The 19,178-nt window shown below is 70.9% G+C and carries 16 protein-coding genes and 2 pseudogenes; 5 read left to right on the top strand and 13 right to left on the bottom strand.

Annotated features, from left to right (window positions below; genetic code table 11):
• Nucleotides 1–3 precede the first annotated feature (3 nt).
• From paoC to MMB17_RS04815, 4 genes are all read left to right on the top strand, one after another.
• Nucleotides 4–2,229, top strand: a complete 2,226-nt coding sequence (gene paoC / locus MMB17_RS04830) for an aldehyde oxidoreductase molybdenum-binding subunit PaoC (protein ID WP_241101263.1) — start codon at nt 4–6, stop codon at nt 2,227–2,229.
• Between the two features lie 215 nt (nt 2,230–2,444).
• Nucleotides 2,445–2,669: a hypothetical protein gene (locus tag MMB17_RS04825; protein WP_241101262.1), complete on the top strand. Its 225-nt coding sequence runs from the start codon at nt 2,445–2,447 to the stop codon at nt 2,667–2,669.
• A 209-nt stretch (nt 2,670–2,878) separates the two neighbouring features.
• Nucleotides 2,879–3,025 (top strand): hypothetical protein, encoded by a 147-nt coding sequence (locus MMB17_RS04820; protein WP_238313862.1) that lies wholly within the window; start codon nt 2,879–2,881, stop codon nt 3,023–3,025.
• A 972-nt stretch (nt 3,026–3,997) separates the two neighbouring features.
• Nucleotides 3,998–4,945 carry a LysR family transcriptional regulator gene (locus MMB17_RS04815; RefSeq protein WP_241101261.1) on the top strand — a complete coding sequence of 316 codons (948 nt, stop codon included), beginning with the start codon at nt 3,998–4,000 and terminating at the stop codon, nt 4,943–4,945.
• Nucleotides 4,946–5,111: 166 nt separating this feature from the next.
• Here MMB17_RS04815 and bcsN read toward each other — a convergent pair whose 3' ends face one another.
• The 6 genes from bcsN to MMB17_RS04785 all read right to left on the bottom strand — a co-directional run bounded on the left by bcsN (nt 5,112) and on the right by MMB17_RS04785 (nt 10,952).
• Nucleotides 5,112–6,173, bottom strand: a complete 1,062-nt coding sequence (gene bcsN / locus MMB17_RS04810; RefSeq protein WP_241101260.1) for a cellulose biosynthesis protein BcsN — start codon at nt 6,171–6,173, stop codon at nt 5,112–5,114.
• Nucleotides 6,170–8,191 carry a hypothetical protein gene (locus MMB17_RS04805; protein ID WP_241102116.1) on the bottom strand — a complete coding sequence of 674 codons (2,022 nt, stop codon included), beginning with the start codon at nt 8,189–8,191 and terminating at the stop codon, nt 6,170–6,172. The genes bcsN and MMB17_RS04805 overlap by 4 nt, the downstream gene beginning before the upstream one ends.
• Entirely contained in the window at nt 8,188–9,312 is a 1,125-nt protein-coding gene (locus MMB17_RS04800; protein WP_241102115.1) for a family 8 glycosyl hydrolase, read from the bottom strand. The genes MMB17_RS04805 and MMB17_RS04800 overlap by 4 nt, the downstream gene beginning before the upstream one ends.
• Entirely contained in the window at nt 9,309–9,692 is a 384-nt protein-coding gene (locus tag MMB17_RS04795) for a hypothetical protein (protein WP_241101259.1), read from the bottom strand. The genes MMB17_RS04800 and MMB17_RS04795 overlap by 4 nt, the downstream gene beginning before the upstream one ends.
• A gap of 47 nt (nt 9,693–9,739) precedes the next feature.
• Entirely contained in the window at nt 9,740–10,315 is a 576-nt protein-coding gene (locus tag MMB17_RS04790) for a hypothetical protein (protein ID WP_241101258.1), read from the bottom strand.
• A 406-nt stretch (nt 10,316–10,721) separates the two neighbouring features.
• Nucleotides 10,722–10,952: a hypothetical protein gene (locus MMB17_RS04785; protein WP_241101257.1), complete on the bottom strand. Its 231-nt coding sequence runs from the start codon at nt 10,950–10,952 to the stop codon at nt 10,722–10,724.
• Nucleotides 10,953–11,069: 117 nt separating this feature from the next.
• Here MMB17_RS04785 and MMB17_RS04780 point away from each other — a divergent pair, with 117 nt between their 5' ends.
• A complete protein-coding gene (locus MMB17_RS04780; protein ID WP_241101256.1) occupies nt 11,070–11,408 on the top strand; it encodes a hypothetical protein in 339 nt (112 codons plus the stop codon).
• A 717-nt stretch (nt 11,409–12,125) separates the two neighbouring features.
• On the opposite strand, the gene MMB17_RS25365 is transcribed toward MMB17_RS04780, so the two are convergent.
• The 7 genes and pseudogenes from MMB17_RS25365 to MMB17_RS04750 all read right to left on the bottom strand — a co-directional run bounded on the left by MMB17_RS25365 (nt 12,126) and on the right by MMB17_RS04750 (nt 18,891).
• Nucleotides 12,126–13,022 (bottom strand): hypothetical protein, encoded by an 897-nt coding sequence (locus MMB17_RS25365; protein WP_420847392.1) that lies wholly within the window; start codon nt 13,020–13,022, stop codon nt 12,126–12,128.
• A 151-nt stretch (nt 13,023–13,173) separates the two neighbouring features.
• Nucleotides 13,174–13,602, bottom strand: a pseudogene (locus MMB17_RS25360) (glycosyltransferase family 2 protein); the annotation flags it as partial.
• An 18-nt stretch (nt 13,603–13,620) separates the two neighbouring features.
• Complete coding sequence (locus MMB17_RS04770) at nt 13,621–13,944, bottom strand: IS1 family transposase (protein ID WP_053622179.1); 324 nt, start codon at nt 13,942–13,944, stop codon at nt 13,621–13,623.
• A complete protein-coding gene (locus tag MMB17_RS04765) occupies nt 13,919–14,323 on the bottom strand; it encodes an IS1/IS1595 family N-terminal zinc-binding domain-containing protein (protein ID WP_241101255.1) in 405 nt (134 codons plus the stop codon). The genes MMB17_RS04770 and MMB17_RS04765 overlap by 26 nt, the downstream gene beginning before the upstream one ends.
• A gap of 50 nt (nt 14,324–14,373) precedes the next feature.
• Nucleotides 14,374–15,243 (bottom strand): annotated as a pseudogene (locus MMB17_RS04760) (glycosyltransferase); the annotation flags it as partial.
• A gap of 168 nt (nt 15,244–15,411) precedes the next feature.
• Nucleotides 15,412–16,152 carry a cellulose biosynthesis protein BcsS gene (gene bcsS / locus MMB17_RS04755; RefSeq protein WP_420847368.1) on the bottom strand — a complete coding sequence of 247 codons (741 nt, stop codon included), beginning with the start codon at nt 16,150–16,152 and terminating at the stop codon, nt 15,412–15,414.
• A gap of 303 nt (nt 16,153–16,455) precedes the next feature.
• On the bottom strand, nt 16,456–18,891 hold the full coding sequence (locus tag MMB17_RS04750; RefSeq protein WP_241101254.1) for a response regulator: 2,436 nt from the start codon (nt 18,889–18,891) through the stop codon (nt 16,456–16,458).
• Nucleotides 18,892–19,178 lie beyond the last annotated feature (287 nt).

The raw sequence follows: 19,178 nt of genomic DNA, 5'->3' as shown, positions 1-19,178 counted from the left end.
GCCATGAAGTTCGACACCCCCGCCGGCCAGAACCCGATCGACCAGCTCAAGGTCGTCGGCAAACCCACCGACCGGATCGACGGCCGGTTCAAGACCACCGGCACCGCGCCCTACGCCTATGAGCGCCACGACGTCGTGCCCGGGCAGGCCTATGGCTACGTGCTCGGCGCCGGCATCGCGAAGGGGCGGGTGCGCCGCATCGACGTCGCCGCGGCGGAGCGGGCGCCGGGCGTCCTCGCAATCGTGACGACGCTGGACATGCCGAAGCTCGGTCTCGGCCGGATGAACACCGCCAACCTGTTCGGCGGCGACGCGATCCAGCACTATCACCAGGCCATCGCGGTCGTGGTGGCCGAGAGCTTCGAGCAGGCCCGCGCCGCCGCCTTCCTGATCCGGGCCGACTACGCGCCGGAACCCGGCACGTTCGACCTGGCGCGGGAGGCCGCGGCCGCCAAGCCCGTGACGGCGGGGAGCGGCGAAGGCAGCGGCAGCGGCAGCGGCGGCGAGGACCGGACCGGCGATTTCGAGGGCGCCTTCGCCCGGGCCCCGGTCCAGCTCGACGAGACCTACACGACGCCCGACGAGAGCCACGCCATGATGGAGCCGCACGCGACCATCGCGGCCTGGGAGGGCGACAAGCTCACCCTCTGGACCTCGAACCAGATGATCGCCTGGGGCAAGGAGAGCGTCGCCAAGATCCTGGGGCTCCCGAAGGAGAACGTCCGGCTCGACTCGCCCTATATCGGCGGCGGCTTCGGCGGGAAGCTGTTCGTGCGCTCCGACGCGGTGCTCGCCGCGCTCGCGGCCAAGGCCGCGAAGCGCCCGGTCAAGGTGGCGCTGACCCGTCCCCTCATCGCCAACAACACCACGCATCGGCCCGCCACGATCCAGCGCGTCCGCATCGGCGCGACGGCGGAGGGGACGATCACGGCCATCGCGCACGAGAGCACCTCCGGGAACCTGCCGGACGGCCGGCCGGAGACCGCGGTCGACCAGACCAAGCTGCTCTATGCGGGGGCGAACCGCCTGACCGCCCTGCGGCTCGCCCATCTCGACCTGCCCGAAGGCAACGCCATGCGCGCGCCGGGGGAGGCGCCGGGCCTCATGGCGCTGGAGATCGCCGTGGACGAGATGGCCGAGAAGCTCGGCCTCGATCCGGTCGCGTTCCGGCTGCGGAACGACACGCAGGTCGATCCGGGCAAGCCGGAGCGTCCCTTCTCCCACCGCGATCTCGCCGGCTGCCTCACGCTCGGGGCTGAGCGCTTCGGCTGGGCCCGGCGCAACCCGAAGCCCGGCCAGGTCCGGGACGGCCACTGGCGCGTCGGCATCGGCATGGCCGCCGGCTTCCGCAACAACCTGCTGACCAAGTCGGGCGCCCGCGTCCGGCTCGGCCGCGACGGCCGCGTGACGGTCGAGACCGACATGACCGATATCGGCACCGGCACCTACACCATCATCGGCCAGACCGCGGCGGAGATGATGGGCGTGCCGCTCGACCGCGTCGTGGTCCGCCTCGGCGATTCCGCGTTCCCGGCCTCGGCCGGCTCCGGGGGCCAATGGGGCGCCAACAATTCCACCGCCGGCGTCTACGCGGCCTGCGTGAAGCTCCGGGAGGCGGTGGCCCAGCGGCTCGGCATCAACTCCACCGACGCCGTCTTCGCCGACGGCGCGGTTCGCGCCGGCAACCGCGCCACGCCCCTGGCCGAGGCGGCCTCCGCGGGCGAGCTCGTCGGGGAGGACGTCATCGAGTACGGCGACCTTTCCAAGAAGCAGCAGCAATCGACCTTCGCCGGCCATTTCGTCGAGGTCGCGGTCGATGCCGACACCGCCGAGATCCGGGTGCGGCGGATGCTGGCGGTCTGCTCCGCGGGGCGGATCCTCAACCCGAAATCGGCCCGCAGCCAGGTTATCGGCGGGATGACCATGGGCGTCGGCGGCGCCCTGATGGAGGAGCTCACCGTCGACAAGCGGCGCGGCTTCTTCGTCAATCACGACCTGGCCGGCTACGAGGTGCCGGTCCATGCCGACATCCCGCATCAGGAGGTGATCTTCCTCGACGAGGTCGACCCGCAATCCTCGCCGATGAAGGCCAAGGGGGTGGGCGAGCTCGGCATCTGCGGCGTCGGCGCGGCGGTCGCGAACGCTGTCTACAACGCCACCGGCGTGCGGGTGCGGGACTACCCGATCACCCTCGACAAGCTCCTCGACCGCATGCCCGACGCGGCCTGACGCGCGCCGGAGCGCTGTCCGCCCCTGTCATCGGGAAGACGAACGCGACCGCGGTCATGAATTCAAAATCATGTGAAGCCTCGAAACCTCCGCATTCTACCCATTTCGAGCCGCTAGACAGACTTGACGGCACGGCGTAATCGCCGGCCCGCAATCGATTGACACGCCATAAACAGCGAGTCGTCGCGTCCTGCGACATCCCTTGGCGGCCGCCCGTGTACAAAGACTCGAAGCTCGATACGGAAATCCTGTTCGCGACGGCCGACGCAACCTGGCGGTCCGAGGCGGCGCGGGTCCTCGATCTGAATCCGGACGACCCGGACCTGACCCGGGTTCCCGCCGCGCGCGGGGAACCTGACACCGTGCTGCGCCTGGCCTTCGATGTCCGGGAGCGGGCCTACGGCATGTTGCTGGGCGCGATCCGGCGCAGCCTGCATTGATGAACTGAATGGATCCGGTTTCCCGGATCTTCCCTCTGCGTGATCCGATGATCTCGCGGAATTTTTCTATGCCGGCGCCGATAAATGTTCAGTTTATCGGATCTTAACCACAAGTAATGCTTCCCTCATGGTCCGCGTGACTGAGCGCGTTCCGCGCTTTTCCGGCGGGGGAAGCTCCTGTATGAAGCTTGCGAAGGAGCTTTCCACAAATGAGCGCCAGGGAATATTCGACAGCCTACATGGCGCTCGTCGCTCCGCAGACACCGATTCCCGGCATCGTGATGACCTCCCTCTCGATCGCGCTGTGGCTGGTGGTGTCCTATGCCGAAGGCCGGCCCGTCTGGTTCCTGAACTAGCGCGCTTTCCCTGAGGCGGCCCCGGTTCCCGGAACGGCGACGGGTCGAAACAGGACCCCCGGAACGCCCGCCGGCACCCTCTACGAGTCGGTCTTGTGCATCATATAGGCGCCCAGCAGATATCCCCCCTGAAGGGATGTCAGGAGCGCGAAGGCAATGACCACGTTGATGAAGGATGTCTTCTCCAGGATGATGCATGTCGTGGCATAAGTGATCGCTACGATTGCGCTGCAGAAGAGTAGGCTTGTCACATGCAGATAATAGCCAATAACGAGGCCAATAAAAAACAATAACAGTGATATCAGCATGTGAGCCTGCCTCGCTCGCTGCCCCACGTCATGATAATGTATCGGGACAGGATCTGTGCTCCGTCTTTGTGACGCTGCGTCGTCATGGTTGATCGATCATGAATCGCGGTGCGCCGCTCTGCGGTTTGGTTAACCTTTTGATCCTTTCGTCCGAGGGGCGCGGGCGGTGATAGCCCGCAGCAGGTGCCCGATGTCCGATGTCGGTCGTCGATGAGCAGGGCGCAAGGCGACGTTACCTATCGTGCGGCAGGTCTCGCTCGAGGTCGCGAAGAAAGTCGAGCGTAGCGTAGATCCGTTATATGATGACATCAATTTATGTAAAAATAACACAAGATTCAGCGCTTTTCCCGGTCGCGCAATAGGTCCGCAAAGGTGCTTTTCATCCAGGGCGCATATTGAAAGATATTTTCCATACTGTGCGATCAAGGTTGATTTAGGATAAGCCCCATTCGAGCAAGCCTGTGTTACGCCAGTTCGTTCGCTTCATCGGCGCGGAGTTTCTTCAGAGGCTAAATCGCTTCTTGAGACGGCTTCGTCCGAGATGAGCGAGCGTCCGCTCAGTCCGTTTTCGTGACGGCTCTGCGAGGCAATCGAAGTCTTCAACCCACCTCCCGGTGGAAGGGGTGAATGGCGCGCAATGTCACATCCTCAGGTGTTGAGAGACATGGCGCTGTTCGTTGAGGTCGCCAAAAGAAAAAGCTTCAGCCAGGCCGCCCTCGCCCTGGAGATGCCGGTCTCGTCCCTTTCGCGGCGGATCACCGTCTTCGAATCCACGATCGGCGTCCGCCTGCTCGATCGCACCACCCGCAAGATCAGCCTGACCTCCTACGGGGAAGCCTATTTCAAGCAGGCCCTTCGCCTGGTCGAGGAGGCGCAGCGCGCCTACGACGACATCACGGCGGAGGCGAAGGGTCCCAGCGGGCTCCTCAAGATCGCCGCGCCGCCGGACACCTGGATGCTGCAGCATCTCTCGACCCTCCTGACGGAGTTCAAGGCCAACCACGCCTATGTCCAGCTCCAGATCGATCTCGGCTACGGTTCGGTCGATCTCGTGGGCGGCCGTTACGATCTCGCCCTCACCCTGGATCCGCCCCAGGAAGGCTCGGTCATCGCCCGCAAGATCATGGAGGTGGAGAACGGGATCTTCGCCGCCCCCGCCTATCTCGAGGATTGGGGCTGCCCGAATGTCCCGCAGGATCTCGTCGACCATCATGTGATCGTGCCCGGGCCGAGCGCGGAATGGGTGCTCAGCCGGGGCGGAGAGATCGCCACGGTCGCCGTCTCCGGACCGGTGTCGTCCAATTCCCCGACCCTGACCCGCCGCTTCGCGATCGAAGGCCAGGGGTTGTTCGCCGACAGCCTGTCCCATGTGCGGGCGGATGTGGAGAGCGGGGCGCTGGTTCAGGTCATGCCCGCGTGGCGGCTCCAGCCCACCTCGATCCACATCGTGACGACCTCCCGGCTGCTGCCGGCCAAGGTCCGCAGCTTCATCGATTTCGCCGCCGAACGGTTTCCGGCGGTGACGAAGGCGTCGAACCGCGAGAACGCGCCCGCCGTCGTGTCCGCCGCGCACGAGATGCCGTATCTGCGCCGGGTGATCCTTCCCCATTAGGGCGCTCTCCGCCGAAGCGGACACCGGTTCGGCGTGAGAGAGCGCGTCCCGACAGAGGCTTGGAGCCGCTCCCGACGGATCGGGAGCGCCCTCGGGCCTCGTTCCGGCGGCGCGCCGCGGCAGCCCTTGCTCCTCCCGTCGACCGTGGCAGGCCGCCTGGGCGCCGTCACGGTCCCCCGGGCGGCCCCTTCGGCTTGTAGGCTTCGGGGGGTAGGTCCTGCGACAGGCTCTCGTTGGTGGTGCGGCCCGGTGCTGGGCTCGGCGCCGGGGTGCGGCCGCCGGCCTCCGCCGGGTTCGGCACGTCGGTGATGTAGCGTTGCGGGCCGCCCGCGGCCGGTCCGGCCGGCTCGGGCGCCGATGCGGCGGGCGCCTGTTGGGTCGGCGCGATGTAGCGGCGCCCGCTCTGGTCGGCCGGGGCCGGTTCGGACCGGGTTGGCGCCGGGATCTCCGGCCGTGGCGGCGGAGAGGGCGGCGGCGCCTTCGGCGGCGGGGCCGGCCGGTCGTTCAACACGTTCGGCTCGTTCGGCCCGGGCTCGGCCGCCGGCTTCGCGACCGGGGCCGGTCGCCGGGCCGCCTTCGGCCGGGGGCGGGTGACCGCGGGCCGTTCGACGGACGGGGCCGCCCCGGGCAGGGTGATCCGCAGCTTCTCGACCGCGGCGACGAGATCGCCGAGGCTCGCCTGCGCCGTGCGGCAGAGCCGGATCCGCAGGGACAGGACCTTCCGGGGGGCGCCCGCCGCGGGCGCGGCATCGATCAGGCCCGGCCGCCGGCCGCTGCGCTGGAGCGCGCTCGGCCGCTCCAGCCATTGCCAAGCGTAGAGGCAATCCGCGCCCAGGGCCATGCCGACCGGGCCGTAGACGGTCTGCCGCGGGACGGGGAGCACGCGCAGGACCTGGCCGGGGAAGCGGACCGCGATCTCGCTCTCGATGCCGAACTGGCTCGGCTTGGCGAGGCGCGGCGGGAAGGCGAGGAGCAGATCCCCCGTCTCGTTGCGCAGGGCGATCTCGGCATGGTTGCGTCCGTCGCCGCCCTCGTAGCGGATGCGCTGGTCGAACCCGTCGCGCTGGCGCGTCTCGACGACGCCCGCGACCGGCCCGGCCCCCGGCAGGGTCAGGACCGGCACGGGCTGGGCCCGGGCCGGACCGGCCGGGACGAGCCCGCTCAGGAGGGCCAGGATCGCAGGAACCAGGAGGGTGAGAGGAGGGCGGCCGCGACGTCCGGATCTCACGGAAACCCCTTCTCGTTCGCTGTCGTGCCGGAGGATTGACGGCCGGGCACCGAGAAGCGGTCGCCTTCGGTGGAGCCGGCGCGGGCGCGGTCGGCCTGCTGGTCCTGCCAGAGCGTGCCCCGGGCCGGGGGGCTCAGCCCCTGCGGCTTGTCGAGGCCGTTGTAGCCGGGCAGCAGCGCGAAGCCATACCGTTCGTAAGGCATCGCGCCCGCACCGGCCACGCGGCGCGCGACCAGCGGGGGGCGGGCGGTGGCGGGTTCCGCGGCGTAGGTGCCCGGAGGGACCGGGTCGGCCAGGACGCGCTGCAGGGCGCCCGGCGGGTAGCGCAGGGCGTTGTCCAGGGAGACGGCAAGCGGGAACTCGTTGCGCTGGACGGCGGGCGGCGTGCCATCGCTCCGGGCACCGACCGTCGGCGCGTCCGGCCGGGGCACGCGGCCATAGGCGGCCGCGTCCGTCCGGGCGGGGGAGGCGGCGCGGGGGGCCACGGGTGCGGGCGCGGCGACCGGGCCGGCGCAGGGCAGGGGAGGACCGCCCGGATCCTCCCGGAACAGCATGTCCACGACCTTCGGGAACAGCCCGTCATAGCGGTTGACGACGGCCAGATACGGCCGCTGCCGCTTCAGGCGCTGCAGGGTGAGGGCGTAGCCGAACATCGTCGTCTCGCTCGGCAGCCAGGCGACCGCCCGCTGGAACCATTCGAGCGCCGTGTCGAACTGGCAGGAATTGTAGGCATACCAGGCGAGCCCCTGCGCCCCCTCGCCGGACCCGCTGCCGATGACGACTTTGGCGTAGCGCTCGATGCGGGTCGGCTCGATGAAGGGCGGATTGGGCAGCGTCAGCTTGCGCTCGAGGATGTCGATGAAGAGCAGCTCGTTGCCGACGAAGCGGTCGCGCCAAGCATAGGCCACCTCCTCCGCCTCGCGCAGCATGTTGAGCTCGCGCAGGGTATGGGCCAGGCCGTGGGCGATCATGGCGTCGCCCCCGCGGGCGATCGCCATCTTGAACCACTCGAGCGCCTCCCGGAACTGGTGGCGCTTGTAGGCGTACCAGCCGAGCAGGCCGGTCTGGCCCGGGTCGCCGCTCTTGCGCGCATAGACCTGGAAGGCGGTGAGGTCGGCCACCTTGGGCGTCTGCGCCGGCTCGTCATGCAGGAAGGCGGCGATGCGCGCCCGCGTGATGTCGAGGCGGATGACGTCGAATTCCGAGCTTCCGTCCTGCGCCTGCCGCCCCAGGGCGATCAGGCGCTCGGCCTGATCCATGGTGAGGTGGCTCATCGCCTTCTGGATGGTGGCCAAGCGTGCGCCCGCATCCGCATTCCCGTCGAGCACGGACTTGTACATCGCGAAGGCGTCCTCGGCGGCGCCGGTCGCGGCGAGGGCGTCGGCGATCGTCCAGATGCTCTCCACGTCGGCGGGATCGAGGGCGCCGGGATCGGACCGGTAGAGGGCGACCACCTCCTCCGCGCTCTTGCCTGCGCTCTTGCCCGCGATCTCCCGGATGCGGTTGCGGAATTCCGCCCGGCGCAGCTTGCGCGCCAGCTCCTCGGAGGGCTGCCAGCCCGGCTCGACCGAGCGATGCGTGGCGATGGCGGCGCGCAGGTCCTCGAAGCGCCCCGCCGTGAACAGGTCCCAGAGGGGCGCCTCCTCGGGCGGGCTCGGCTGCAGGCTGTCGAGGTCGGTGGGCTCGGTCCAGCCCGGATAGAGCCGCTTGAGGCGCGCGATCTCCGCCTTCATCCGGGCGGTCTGCTTCTGGGAGGCGTAGTAGCGCAGCGCGCTCTCGTCGACCATGCCGGGCGCCCCGCCCCCGGTCTCGGGATCGACCAGGATCGCGGGCGCCCGCACCCCGTCGCCGTAGACGACGCGCGGCCCGGGCGCCGGAGCGGGCGCGGCGTTCTGCGCCAGGGCGCCGGATCCGGTTCCCGGCAGGCCCGGGGCGGCGCAGGCGAGAAGGAGCGCGCCGAGGCCCCCCGCCAAGCGCGCGGGGAGGCGGGATGGGAGACGGCTCCGGCGAACAATCATTGGGCGAGACATGACGGGGCGCGCATCCGCGCCGCGATCAGCGCGAGGAGGTGGAGGGTGGTCGGATAGTAGTTCTGGTTGTCCTGGACCGTCCGCAGGGTTTCGGGAAAGGGGGTGCCGTCCGAGACGCAGGCCACGAGGGCGGGGATGGCGGTGTAGCCCGGCTCGCTCAGCCACTCGACGGTGTGGCCGTCCCCCGTGTCGACGATGGGCAGGCGCTCGCGGTCGAGCCCGCCCCAGAGCGTCCGGAACGGCGCGAAATCCTCCGGCCGGCCGAGGCCCGCCCAGGCCAGGTAGAGCGGGATCCGGATCGCGTTGTAGGAGAACAGCGCCGGGAAGCCGTCCGCCGGCCGCAGGGCCTCCTTGGCGGAGATCCACTCCGTCGGCAGCTGGCTCGGCCCGAACCGGGATTGGCGCAGGAAGGACAGGCCGCTGCGGACGAGGGAGGCCCAGTCGTATTCCGGGGCGACGATGGCGAGGCGCGGGAAGGCCGGGAAGATCCAGTAGGACAGGTTGAGGAGCGGGCCGTCGGCGCGCTCCTGGCCGGAGAAGCCGGAGGCGGCGGGGAGCAGGAGCGCCCCGTGCGGGTCCTTGAACAGGATCGCCTTGCGGCCGAACTCGACGGCGATGCGCCGCGCGGCGGTCCGGTAGGAGGGCTCGTCCCAGGCGACCGAGGCCTCGGTCAGCGCCCAGGCCACGAGGATGTCGCCGTCGGTGGCGTTGTTCATGTCGGCGACGGCCGGGCGCTTGTCGGGCTCCCAGCGCCAGGCCAGGAGCTCGTCGGAGCGCACCATCAGGTTGGCCCGGGTCCAGCCCCAGATCCGCTCGAAGGCGGCCCGGTCGTTGGCGGCGAGCGCCAGCAGCATGCCGTAGCCCTGGCCCTCGCTGTGGCTGATCTGGCCGTTGGCCGTGTCGACGATCCGCCCCTGTTCCGTGACGAAGCGCGCCCGGTAGGCCCGCCAGGCGGCGTCGTTGCCGAGGGCGCCGGCGAGGTTCGGCCCGGAAGCGTTCTGCACGGGGCGCTCCGCACGGGGCAGGTTCGGGATGGCGATGGCCGGCGGCACCGCGCCGGGCTCCGGCGGCGGGGCCTGGGCGAGGGCCGGCCCGGCGCCGGCGCTCAGCCCGAGCCAGAGGGCGGCCGCGGCCTCGCGCCGCCGGCCGGGGCGGGGGCTGCGGCGCGCGCGGGCGGGCTCATGAATTCCTCCGGCCGAGCTGGCGCACGAGGCTCGTCGTGGCGAGCCCGAGGCAGAGCGCCATCACCAGCGTCATGCCGACATAGGAGAGCGGGTTCAGGGAGCCACGCCGCGGAGACGAGCCGGAAATTGGCGAGCGTCCAGGGACGCGTCCCGATCAGCGCGACATGCTCCGGCTGGACGACGGAGAGCGTGCCGTTCGAGGCGTCGAGGAAGGCGGCGCGGCCGTGCAGGCGCGTCCAGACCACGGGGTCGACGAGGCAGGAGACCGAGGCCTTCAGCATCGAGGGATTGGGGGCGGTGACCACCACCGTGCTGTCCGCGAGGCCCGGGCCGCCGATCCCCTCCGCGATGATCAGCGAGGCGCGGGCATTCTCCGAGACGGCGCCGGCCGCCGGGGCTGGCTCGGGGTGGTGAGCGTCCGATGCAGCCGCCGGGTCCGGTCCACCAGTTGCCGCCAGCCCCCGCAGCACGGCGGGGATGGAGGCCCCGACAGCGTCTCGTCCCAGCGGGCGACGAGTGCCGCCTCGCTGGCGGCATCGTCGGGGACCGTCTCGGCCGCGTCGGCTTCCATGGGCGGGGGCGCCGGGGCGGGCGCCGCGGAGGGGGCGGCGGGAGGCGCCGTGACGAGGGGAACGGCGGAGGCCGGCAGGGCGCAGCGCATCGGCAGGTTCCGCCGCAGCCGGTCGAGGGTCAGCACGCCCTCCGCGCCGAACTGGCCCGGCGTGGCGAGCGTCTCGGCCCGTCCCTCCCAGATCCGGCGGATCTCCCGGGATCGAGGCCGACCGCCTCGACCGTCACCGGGTTGAGGGCGCGGGCGGGCGCCACGACGAGCCGGGCGCCGCCCCGTCGCCGGGATCTCCGGGACCACTTCGAAATCGACGATGCGCCCGGCCGCGATGGCGAGCCGCGCCGCGGGTGGCGGCGGCATCCACCGTGTCCCGGTCCGCCGTCGGCAGCACCAGCCGGCCGGCGCCGGCGGCGACGAAGGGCACGGCCCCGGCCTTGACCGCGGCGAGGTCGAGGCTGCGGGCGGCCTGGGCGAGATGCGGGATGGTCAGGCGGGTGCGGTCGAGGAACAGGAAGCGGGCCTGCCGGGCGGTGGGGACAGGGTATCGCAGGTCTTGTCCGAGGCGCGTGGGGCAGGAGCGCGCTGATGTCGATCCGGTTCAGCCCCGGCCGCCACAGGCTCAGGGGCAGCGGGATCGCGGTGTCCTCGAACACCTCGCCCCGGGCATAGGGCAGCGGCACGCTCGCGGCGTTGCGGCCGTTGATGTCGACGATGATCTTGGCGCTCGGATCGAGGCCGGCCGCGTAGCCGCCGGCGAGATGCAGCATCACCTTGCCGTAGTCGGCGGGGACGAAATCGGCGGGAAGCGCAGCTCCAGGCGGGTGCGCAGGAGGCGCCCGTTGAACTCCCGGGAGGTGATGCCGAGGCGCTCCAGGTCGATCGACTCGTTGCCGAAGACCTCGTAGCCGCGGGTGAGCGTGGCGAGGGTCGCGCCGGGTCCGCCCGCCTGGTTGTCCCGGGGCGGCGAGCTGCGCGGCGGCCTGCCGGACCTCGGCATCGCCGGGGCCGGTCACCACGAGGGTCGGCGCCCGGTTCCCCGGGGGCAGCAGGGCGAGCCGGGGCCCGGTGATCGGCCCGAGGGCCTCGATCCCCGGTGTTGCGGATCTCGGCTGCGGTGCCGACCACGAGGTTGACGCCGCTGCGGCCGGCCATGGGGCCTCCGAAGGTGACGGCGGGGCGGGCGAGCCGCCCGACCAGGGCCACGCCCTGCACGGCGGCGATCATCCGCTCCAGCCGCGGCAGGCTCGGCTTCTCGCTCAGCAGCACCGCGATGGGCAGCGCCCCGCTCTCGTCGGGCTCCAGGGCGGCGAGGGCGTTCGCGTCGAGGTCGGTCGCCGGTGCCACCACGAGGCCCGAGCGGGAGGGATCGACCTGTGTCCAGAGCTCGAAGGTCGCGTCCGTGGAGCAATCGACCCGGTGGCGCTGGCTCGCCGTCAGCGTCACGGCGTTGTAGCCGCTCCGGAGCACGCCCTCCGGCACGGAGAACTCGACCACCTTGACCGCGCCGGGGCCTGGATCCGGGTCGAGCCGACCCGGGTGCCGTTGACGAGGCCGGTCAGCACGGAGAATCCGGTGCCACCGAGATTGCCGAGAGATACGACGACGCGCAGGCGCGCCGGCCCGCGCACCTGACTCTCGGTCAGGTAGACCGGGTATTGCAGGATGTCCTCCTCGCCGGCGAGGCGGAAGCCGCGGGTGCCCGCGGGGAAGCGCCGGGCCGGGGCGATCGCCGCCTGCGCCGCGGTGCGGCGGGCGGCCTCCGTGGCCGCGTCCGTTCCGGCCGGGCGACCCTGCGGGGCGGGCGCCTGGAGGGGGCGGGGCGGCGGCGGGGCAGCGGTCGGGACCGCGGTCGCGGCGGGGGCCTGTGCCGGCGGTGGGGGCGGCGCGGCCGGGGCCGCGCCCTGCGGCGGGCCGGCGGTCGGGCGCAGGGGTCGCCCGTGGGCGGCACCGTCAGCCTTTCCGCCGGTCCCGTGCCGAGGAAGCTCTGGGCGCGGCAGGCCGGGGTCGGGAGGCCGGCCAGCGCCAGGAGCAGCCCGGCGAGGCCGAGGCGGCGCAGGCGCCCTTGGCAGGCCCGGACTCGCGCATGCGCGCCCTCATCGCGCCGTCGCGCCCCGGCCCGGCCCGGACCCGGAATGGTCGGCCAGGGTCCGCTCGTTCTCGTAATCGAGCATCATGCGCACCCACTCGCTCGAGGGGGCCTCGGCCTCCCGCGCCGTCTCCCGCGTCGTCGCGGCCCGGGCGGGCGGGCCGGGCGGCGGCAGCAGAGGCTCCGGAAAGCCCGCGCCGGTCGGGGCCTGGTCCGGGCCGTCGTAGATCGGCGAGATCCCGGTGGCGACGGCGCCACCGCCGGCCGGGCATCGGCCGCGAAGGCGTAGCGCAGGGCGCGCAGGGGCTCCACGAGCCCCCACCAGATGAATTGCAGGGTCCCGGTCAGGATGTCCTTGTGGCGGCGGCGGCGCAGCTGGAAGCGGCGCATCGCTTCCGCGTCGCCATACATCAGGCCGGCGAGCGTCATGTAGTCCTGCGGCCGGAGCCGGCCGAAGGTCAGGCGGCAGAAGGCCTCGTCGCCGGAGCGCTCGACCTCGTCGAGGGTGACCGGGAGCAGGCCCGTCGGGCGGGGCGAGCCCTTGATCGGGACGACGCCGAGGGAGCCCGTCATCGGCTTCTGGCCGGCGCCGGGGGCCAGCAGCGCGGTCGGCAGCCGGATCGAGCAGGCCTGGGCCGAGACGCGCTCCACCGCCACGTCCACGGCGCGGCCGCCGAGGGTGAGGGTCCCGCGCCGGTTGATCGCCAGCGAGGGCGTCGCCTCGCTCTGGCGGCGCTCCGCGCAGACGCCGAGGGCGGCGCCGGCGGTGAGGAGGTTGAAGAAGTTCCACAGGCCCACGACCAGCATCAGGTTGGTCACGCCCGGCTCGAACAGGTAGCGCCACGTCGCCACGGCGCAGCCGGCGAAGAGCACTCCATAGACGATGACATAGGGCAGGGCGGCCGAGGAGAGATGGTTGTGGTCGAGGGCGATGCCCTTGTCGGTGACGTTGAAGGTCGGCTTTTTCGGCGACCAGATCACCGAGGCGATCGCCTTGAAGAGGTAGAGGCCCTGGATGTACTCGTAGAGCTCGAGACGAAGGGCCAGCGGAATTTCCGTAGACGTAGTTCTGCATCATCAGGTTGATGATGATGTAGGTCGCCGTGTAGGCGATGGATTCGTCGACGCTGGCGACGAAGATCTTCAGGTCGAAGAAGATGTGCAGCAGCGGCGCGAACATGAACGCCAGGCGCGGCACCGGGAAGAACCAGAACGTCATGCTCGAGAGATAGGCGATCTTCTGGATCGGCTTGAGGCCGCGCTTGAACAGCGGGTTCTTCAGGAGCAGGATCTGGAACATGCCCTGGCACCAGCGCGAGCGCTGGCCGATGAAGGCCGACAGGGATTCGGGCTGCAGGCCGGCGATCAGGGGCTTGTCGACATAGGCGCTGGTCCAGCCGCGGGAATGCAGCTCCAGCGCCGTCTCGCAATCCTCGGTGATGGTGATGCCCGAGAAGCCGTTGGCCTCGTCGAGGGCGGTGCGCCGCAGCAGCGCGGCCGAGCCGCAGAAGAACGAGCCGTTCCACTTGTCGAGCCCGCACTGCGTCACCGCGTAGAACATCTCGTTCTCCGGAGGGTTTTAGGTTAGCATAGAGAGCAGGTCGCTGATCCTGCAGTTTCCGGCGAAACGGGCGAAGAGGGCGAGGCTGACGTCCACCATGCGCTTGGCTTTCGAGACCACGATTGAGCGGCGTCGAAAGCGGGCGAGCCAATGCCGCTGCCGGGCGTTGTCCCGCTCGATGCTGTGGGTCTCGTCCTTGCCCGTATAGTGCTGCCCGATCGGCAACAGCGCGGTGTAGGCAGCGTAGGCGTCCGTGCAGTAGAGCCGGGTGCGCCAGCGCTGCAGCCGTTGGATCAGGCGCTCGCAGGTGGCCTTGTCACGACCGCCGCATTCCCAGTCCACCAACTGCCCTGAAGCACGATCCCAAGCTTTCCAGATCCAGAGCGGCTCGGACTTTTTTCACATAGTGCCACATCTCATCAAGCTCGATCACCACCGCCCGGCCTTCCGGCTCGGGCTTGTGCGCGTAGGCGGCGGCGAACTGCTCCAGCCAAGCCTGGATCGTCGGTGTCGAGACACCGAGCAGCTTGGCGGTGCGGTTCATCGACAAGCCGCTGACATACAGCAGGACCGCGGTGGCCTTCATGGCCAGCGGCTTGCCGCGGGCGGGCGTGTCGGTGAAGTTCAGGCCACAGGCCTTGCACCGATACCGCTGCTTGGAGCGCATCAGCCCATTTTTGACGTGCTCCTCACTGCCACAACGCTTGCACTGCAGACCCATGACCCACCTCCCGCCGAATGCGCTCGGCGAGGAAGATAGGTCATCTATGCAGCCCTAAAACCCTCGTTCTCCGAGGGCATCCGCGTGAAGGTGCGCAGGTTGCGCTCGATCGGGTCCGGGTTGAGGAAGGCGTGCGGCGTCTGGACCAGGAACAGCCGCGGATCCTCCGCGAAATGGCCGACCGTCTCGGTCAGGAGGGAGCGGAACGGCACGTGGTCGGCATCGAGCACCAGCACGATCTCGCCGCTGGCGGAGGCGAGCCCGTTATTGAGGTTGCCCGCCTTGGCATGCTCGTTCCGGGCGCGGGTGAGATAGCGGGCGCCGAGTTCCGCGCAGAGCGCCTGGAGGTCGCGCCGCCGGTCCCGGGCGGCGGCCGCCTTCTCGGGGTTCGGATCGGCGCATTTCTGGTCGGTGCCGCCGTCGTCGAGGAGCCAGACGGTCAGCTTCTCGGGCGGGTAGTTCATCTGGCGCGCCGCGGCGAGGGTCATCGCCAGGATCGCGGTGTCCTCGTTGTAGCTCGGCACGAACACGTCGACCGTGGGGAGCGCGGCCGCATCCGCCACCGGCGGCGGCCGCCGCCGCAGGGGATCGGCGTTGATGATGAGGCTCACGAACAGGATGAAGACGCAGTAGAGCTCGCCCAGGAGCAGGAGCACCCCGAAGCCGAAGCTGACGGGATCGCCGGGGGAGGGCAGCGTGTCGGTGAGGCGCCACAGGATGTAGCGGAGCACCACCAGGCTTCCCAGGGCCAGGAAGACGAAGCGCGTCCGCGGACCGTCGAAGAACAACCACAGGATGGTCATCGCCGCCATGGCGGCGAGGCTCATGAACAGCTGGTTCTGCGTGCCGACGGGCTGGCTCAGCAGGATGAGGCCGGCGATCGTCGTCCCCATCCATGCAAGCCAACGGATCACACGCATCACACCCGCCGCTCCCACACCGCTTCGCCCGGCTCTCGGGCCGTATCGTGCCCTCTAAATACCGCTTTGCGGGCGATGTTCAGCCGTATGCCAGCGATTTCTGCATGCGATCAATATCGAATGTGTCTTTATGTCTAGCCTTCGATTAAACCGCAAATTTTTCCAGGATTAAAAATTAGCCCGGGCCTCGATGCTGGAATAGTAGCCGGAGCCCTGAATGCGGTCACGGACATAGCCGGCGGCGAGGGACATCTGTACGGGGCCGAAGGTCAAGCCCGTCAGGTGGGCGCCGATGCGATATTGCCGGAAGAAGTCGTCTCCGAGGAACAGGGCCTCCGGCCCAATATAGACCCCGTCCGCGACCATGTAGCCGAGGCGGACGCGGGAATAATAGGCGTTGAATTTCGTGGAGTACGAGCCGTAGGCCGAGACCATCGTCCGGTCCGTCGGATTCGCGTAGAAGTTGCCGGCGACCTTCAGGCCGACGCCCGTGCCGACGACCGGGTTGCCCGGGTCGGGGATCGAGAGCTGATTGCTGCGGACGTTGAAGCCGATATAGCCGGCGAGCGCCGCGTCCCGCCAGATCCACTCGTAACCGGCGAGCGCCGAGCCCTCCTGCTGGTAGCCCGTCACGCGGGAGCCGACGCTCTGGCCGGGATAGGAATAGGTGCCGGCGACGCCCTCGATGCGCACCCGCGCGCCGCTCACGGTGGGCGGGCTTCCCAGGGCGGTCGTCACCGTGACGGAGCCGAAGGCCGAGCTGTTCGAGGTGACGCTGGTCGAGCCGTCGACCGACACGGCCCAGCTGTCGTCGACCGCCTGCTGCTGTGCGCCCGTGTACCAGTCGGCGTCGCCCGAGCGGGGCAGGTCGGCGGCCTCCGCGGCGACCGACAGGGGCAGCGGCAGCACGGCGCCGACGAGGAGGGCGTGGAGGATGCTCGGGGTTCGGTGCTGGATGCGTGCAAACACAGCCGCTCAATCCTCGGACGCTCGAAAGCTGTTCACCAGATTCTCCACCGTGAGGGTTAACAGGATGCTGCCTGCAACCAGCAATTTGCTATTTCGCTCACGGAAACGAGAGTGACGAAGATTTAACGGTTTCGCCCGGCGACGGGCGCATCTCGGCCCGAAGCGGCGTCCGGTCTCTGTCGCACCGCTGTTTTGCTGCTCTGTGAACCGAGGGCGCCGATCGGCGCCTCGGCGCGGGGCGGATCAGGCCGCCCAGTCCTGCACCGGGCCGGCGCTGAGCACCGTCGCGAGCTCGTCCGGGCGGAAGGGCTTGTCGAGCTGCAGGAACCGGCGCGCGGTGGCGGGCAGCTGGCCGTGGGGGCTGGCCAGCACGACCCGGATCCCGGGATAGCGCTCGACCACGGTGGCCACGAGCTGCAGGCCGCTCATCACCGGCATGGCCTGATCCGCGATCATCGTGTCGAAGCGGGCATCCTCGCTCAGGAGGTCGAGGGCCTGCGCGCCGGTCGCCGCCTGGACGACCTCGTGCCCGAGATCGGTCAGCGCCTCGGCCAGGCTCTCCCGCACCAGCCCGTCGCTCTCGACGAGCAGGATCCGCAGGCTGGCCTGCCAGAGCGGCGGCTCGGCCGCCGGGCGCTCCGCGGCCCTCAGCCAGATCTCGGCCAGGAAGGTCTCCTCGCCCGTCCCGTCCGCGAGGAGGCGCCAGCCCGCGCCGATCTCCGCGAGCAGCGCCGCGACGGTCTCGAGGGACGTCCGGGAGGGGGCGGCGGAGGGAAGACGGTCCGGGACGCGCTGCCCGCTCGCCACCAGCAGCCGGACGTAGCGGCCCGCGGGCAGGCCGAAGGCCAGGGCCTCCTGTGCCTCGTGCTCCGCCCCGCCGATGGCGAAGCCGTGCAGCCCCTGGTCGCGGATATGGAAGGCGATGTTGAGCAGGGTGATCTCGATCAGGCGCTCGGCGCACAGCACCCGCGGCAGGCCGGCGGGGAGCCGGTCGATCACGGGCATGTCCCGCAGGACGTTGGTCTGCATGAAGGCGAGCGCCGCGCCGATCGCGGCGCCGGGATCGCTCTCCGCCGAGGCGTCGGCCTCGCCGCGCACGAGGTTCAGCATGCGCCGCGTCAGGGCGGCGCCGCGGAGCGCCCCGGCCAGGGCCGCCTCCACGAGGCGCGATTGCGCGGCGTCGAGATCCGGCCGCCGCCGCAGGACGCCGAGATTGGCGAGCACGACGGTGAGGGCGTCGTTGAAGTCGTGGATGATGGCGTCCGTCACCTGGCGCAGGACGAGCGCGTGCCGCCGCTCGTTCCGCCCGTGGCCGGGCTCCGGGCTCTCCGCCTCCCCGAGGGCGCGGCTGAGCGCGTGGATCCGGTCGCCGGTCCCGCCGCGCAGGAACCGCACCAGCATCTGGCGCTGTCCCTGGGGAGCGTCGGCGCGGGTCCGCAGCACCACGTCGTGCGGGCCGCCCTCCGCCCGCACCGCTGTGAGGGCGTGGTGGAGGAGCGCGTGATCGGCCGGGTCGAAGCAGGCCGCGACGTCGCTGGCGTGATCGGCGGCGAAGGCCCCGGCCCCCTCCGCGTCGGACCACAGGATCTGGCGCGTGTCCGGATCGATCTCCCAGCAGCGCCAGCCGGAGACCGCCTCGAAGGTCCTCAGGCGGCCCTTGATCCGGTCGAGGCTCACATCGGCCTGGGCGACGAGGGCGCCGGAACTCCGGCTGCGCTCGGTGACGGCCTCCGTCAGCGCCGCGATCTCGCGCACCACCGAGGCCGGCTCCGCCTCGGGCTCGGCGGTCCCCTCGGCGAGCGACCGGAGCGGCTGCGCGGCGCGGCCGCCCAGCCCGTAGCCGATCCCGGCCGCGGCGAGCACCGTGGCGAGGCCGAGGATCAGGATCCCGACATCCGGGAGCGGAAGCGCCGTCCGCGCGGCGGGGGCCGGCGCGGTGGCCGTCACCACCCAGCCGGGGCTGGCGAGCTCGCTCCCGCCGGAGAGGGGGACGGAAACCGCGAGCCGCTCGCCCTCCGGCGAAGCCGCGGGCCCGGCCAGGACGCGCCCGTCGGCCCCCGTCACCGTGAAGGCCACCGGCCCGGCGAGGCCGAGGGCCTGGCGGACATGCGCCGCGGTCTCCGTGAAGAATTCCGGGGCTGTGCGCAGCTGGATCCGGTCCGACCGGCCCGGCGCGCCGGCCGAGAGGACGATGTCCAGGGGCGCCTCGCGCTCGCCGACGCCGGTCGCCAGCGCGATCTGGGCGAGGCGGGCCCGGGCGAACCAGGGCTGGCGCGCCACGCTCGACCCGACGCGGCGGCGGTCGGTGGCGGCGCGCACGCTGCCGTCGATCCCGATCAGCGCGGCCTCGCGGTAGCGCGGGTTGAGGGCGAGCCAGTCCTGCAGCAGCGCGGAGCGGTCGCCATCCGCACGGGCCGGATCGTCCAGTTGCAGGAGCAGGGCGAGGTTGCGCGCATCGGCGACGCCGCCGCGCAGCTGCGCCTCCAGCGAATCGGCGAGGGCGCGGGCGCCGGCCTGCACGGCGGCGCGCTCCGCCTCCGGGCTCGGCGCGGTCCCGAAGGCGAGCCCCGCCCAGGCGACCAGCAGCGCGGCGGCCGTGACGGCCGCGAGCTGCGCCGCGTTCAGGATCTTGAGCGGGACGCGCCGCGAACCCGGCCCGTTTGGACGATCCCCTCGCATGGTCTGCCTGTCGCGGGAGGCCGGAATCGGCCTCTCTTCCCGGTCAGACGAGGGGGGAAGGGCTTAAGGTGCCGTTAACGCTGTTTCGACGCCGCCCGGAAATCGATCCGCCCGGGCAGCGACGCGGGCGTGCCCGCGCGAAGGACCCGCGAAGGAACAGAAAGGTCATTTCCAAGAAAGGCCCGGATCTCCTCTCATGTCCCGGCCGGCGACGACATGGCTGACAGGCGGAGGATCGGTCCGGGCGCGGCGGATCAGGGCGGCGCGTCGCCGTCGTCTTTCCGTGA

It is taken from the genome of Methylobacterium organophilum (assembly GCF_022533465.1).
Lineage (GTDB): Bacteria > Pseudomonadota > Alphaproteobacteria > Rhizobiales > Beijerinckiaceae > Methylobacterium > Methylobacterium organophilum.
This window is presented reverse-complemented; position numbering and strand designations above follow the sequence as displayed.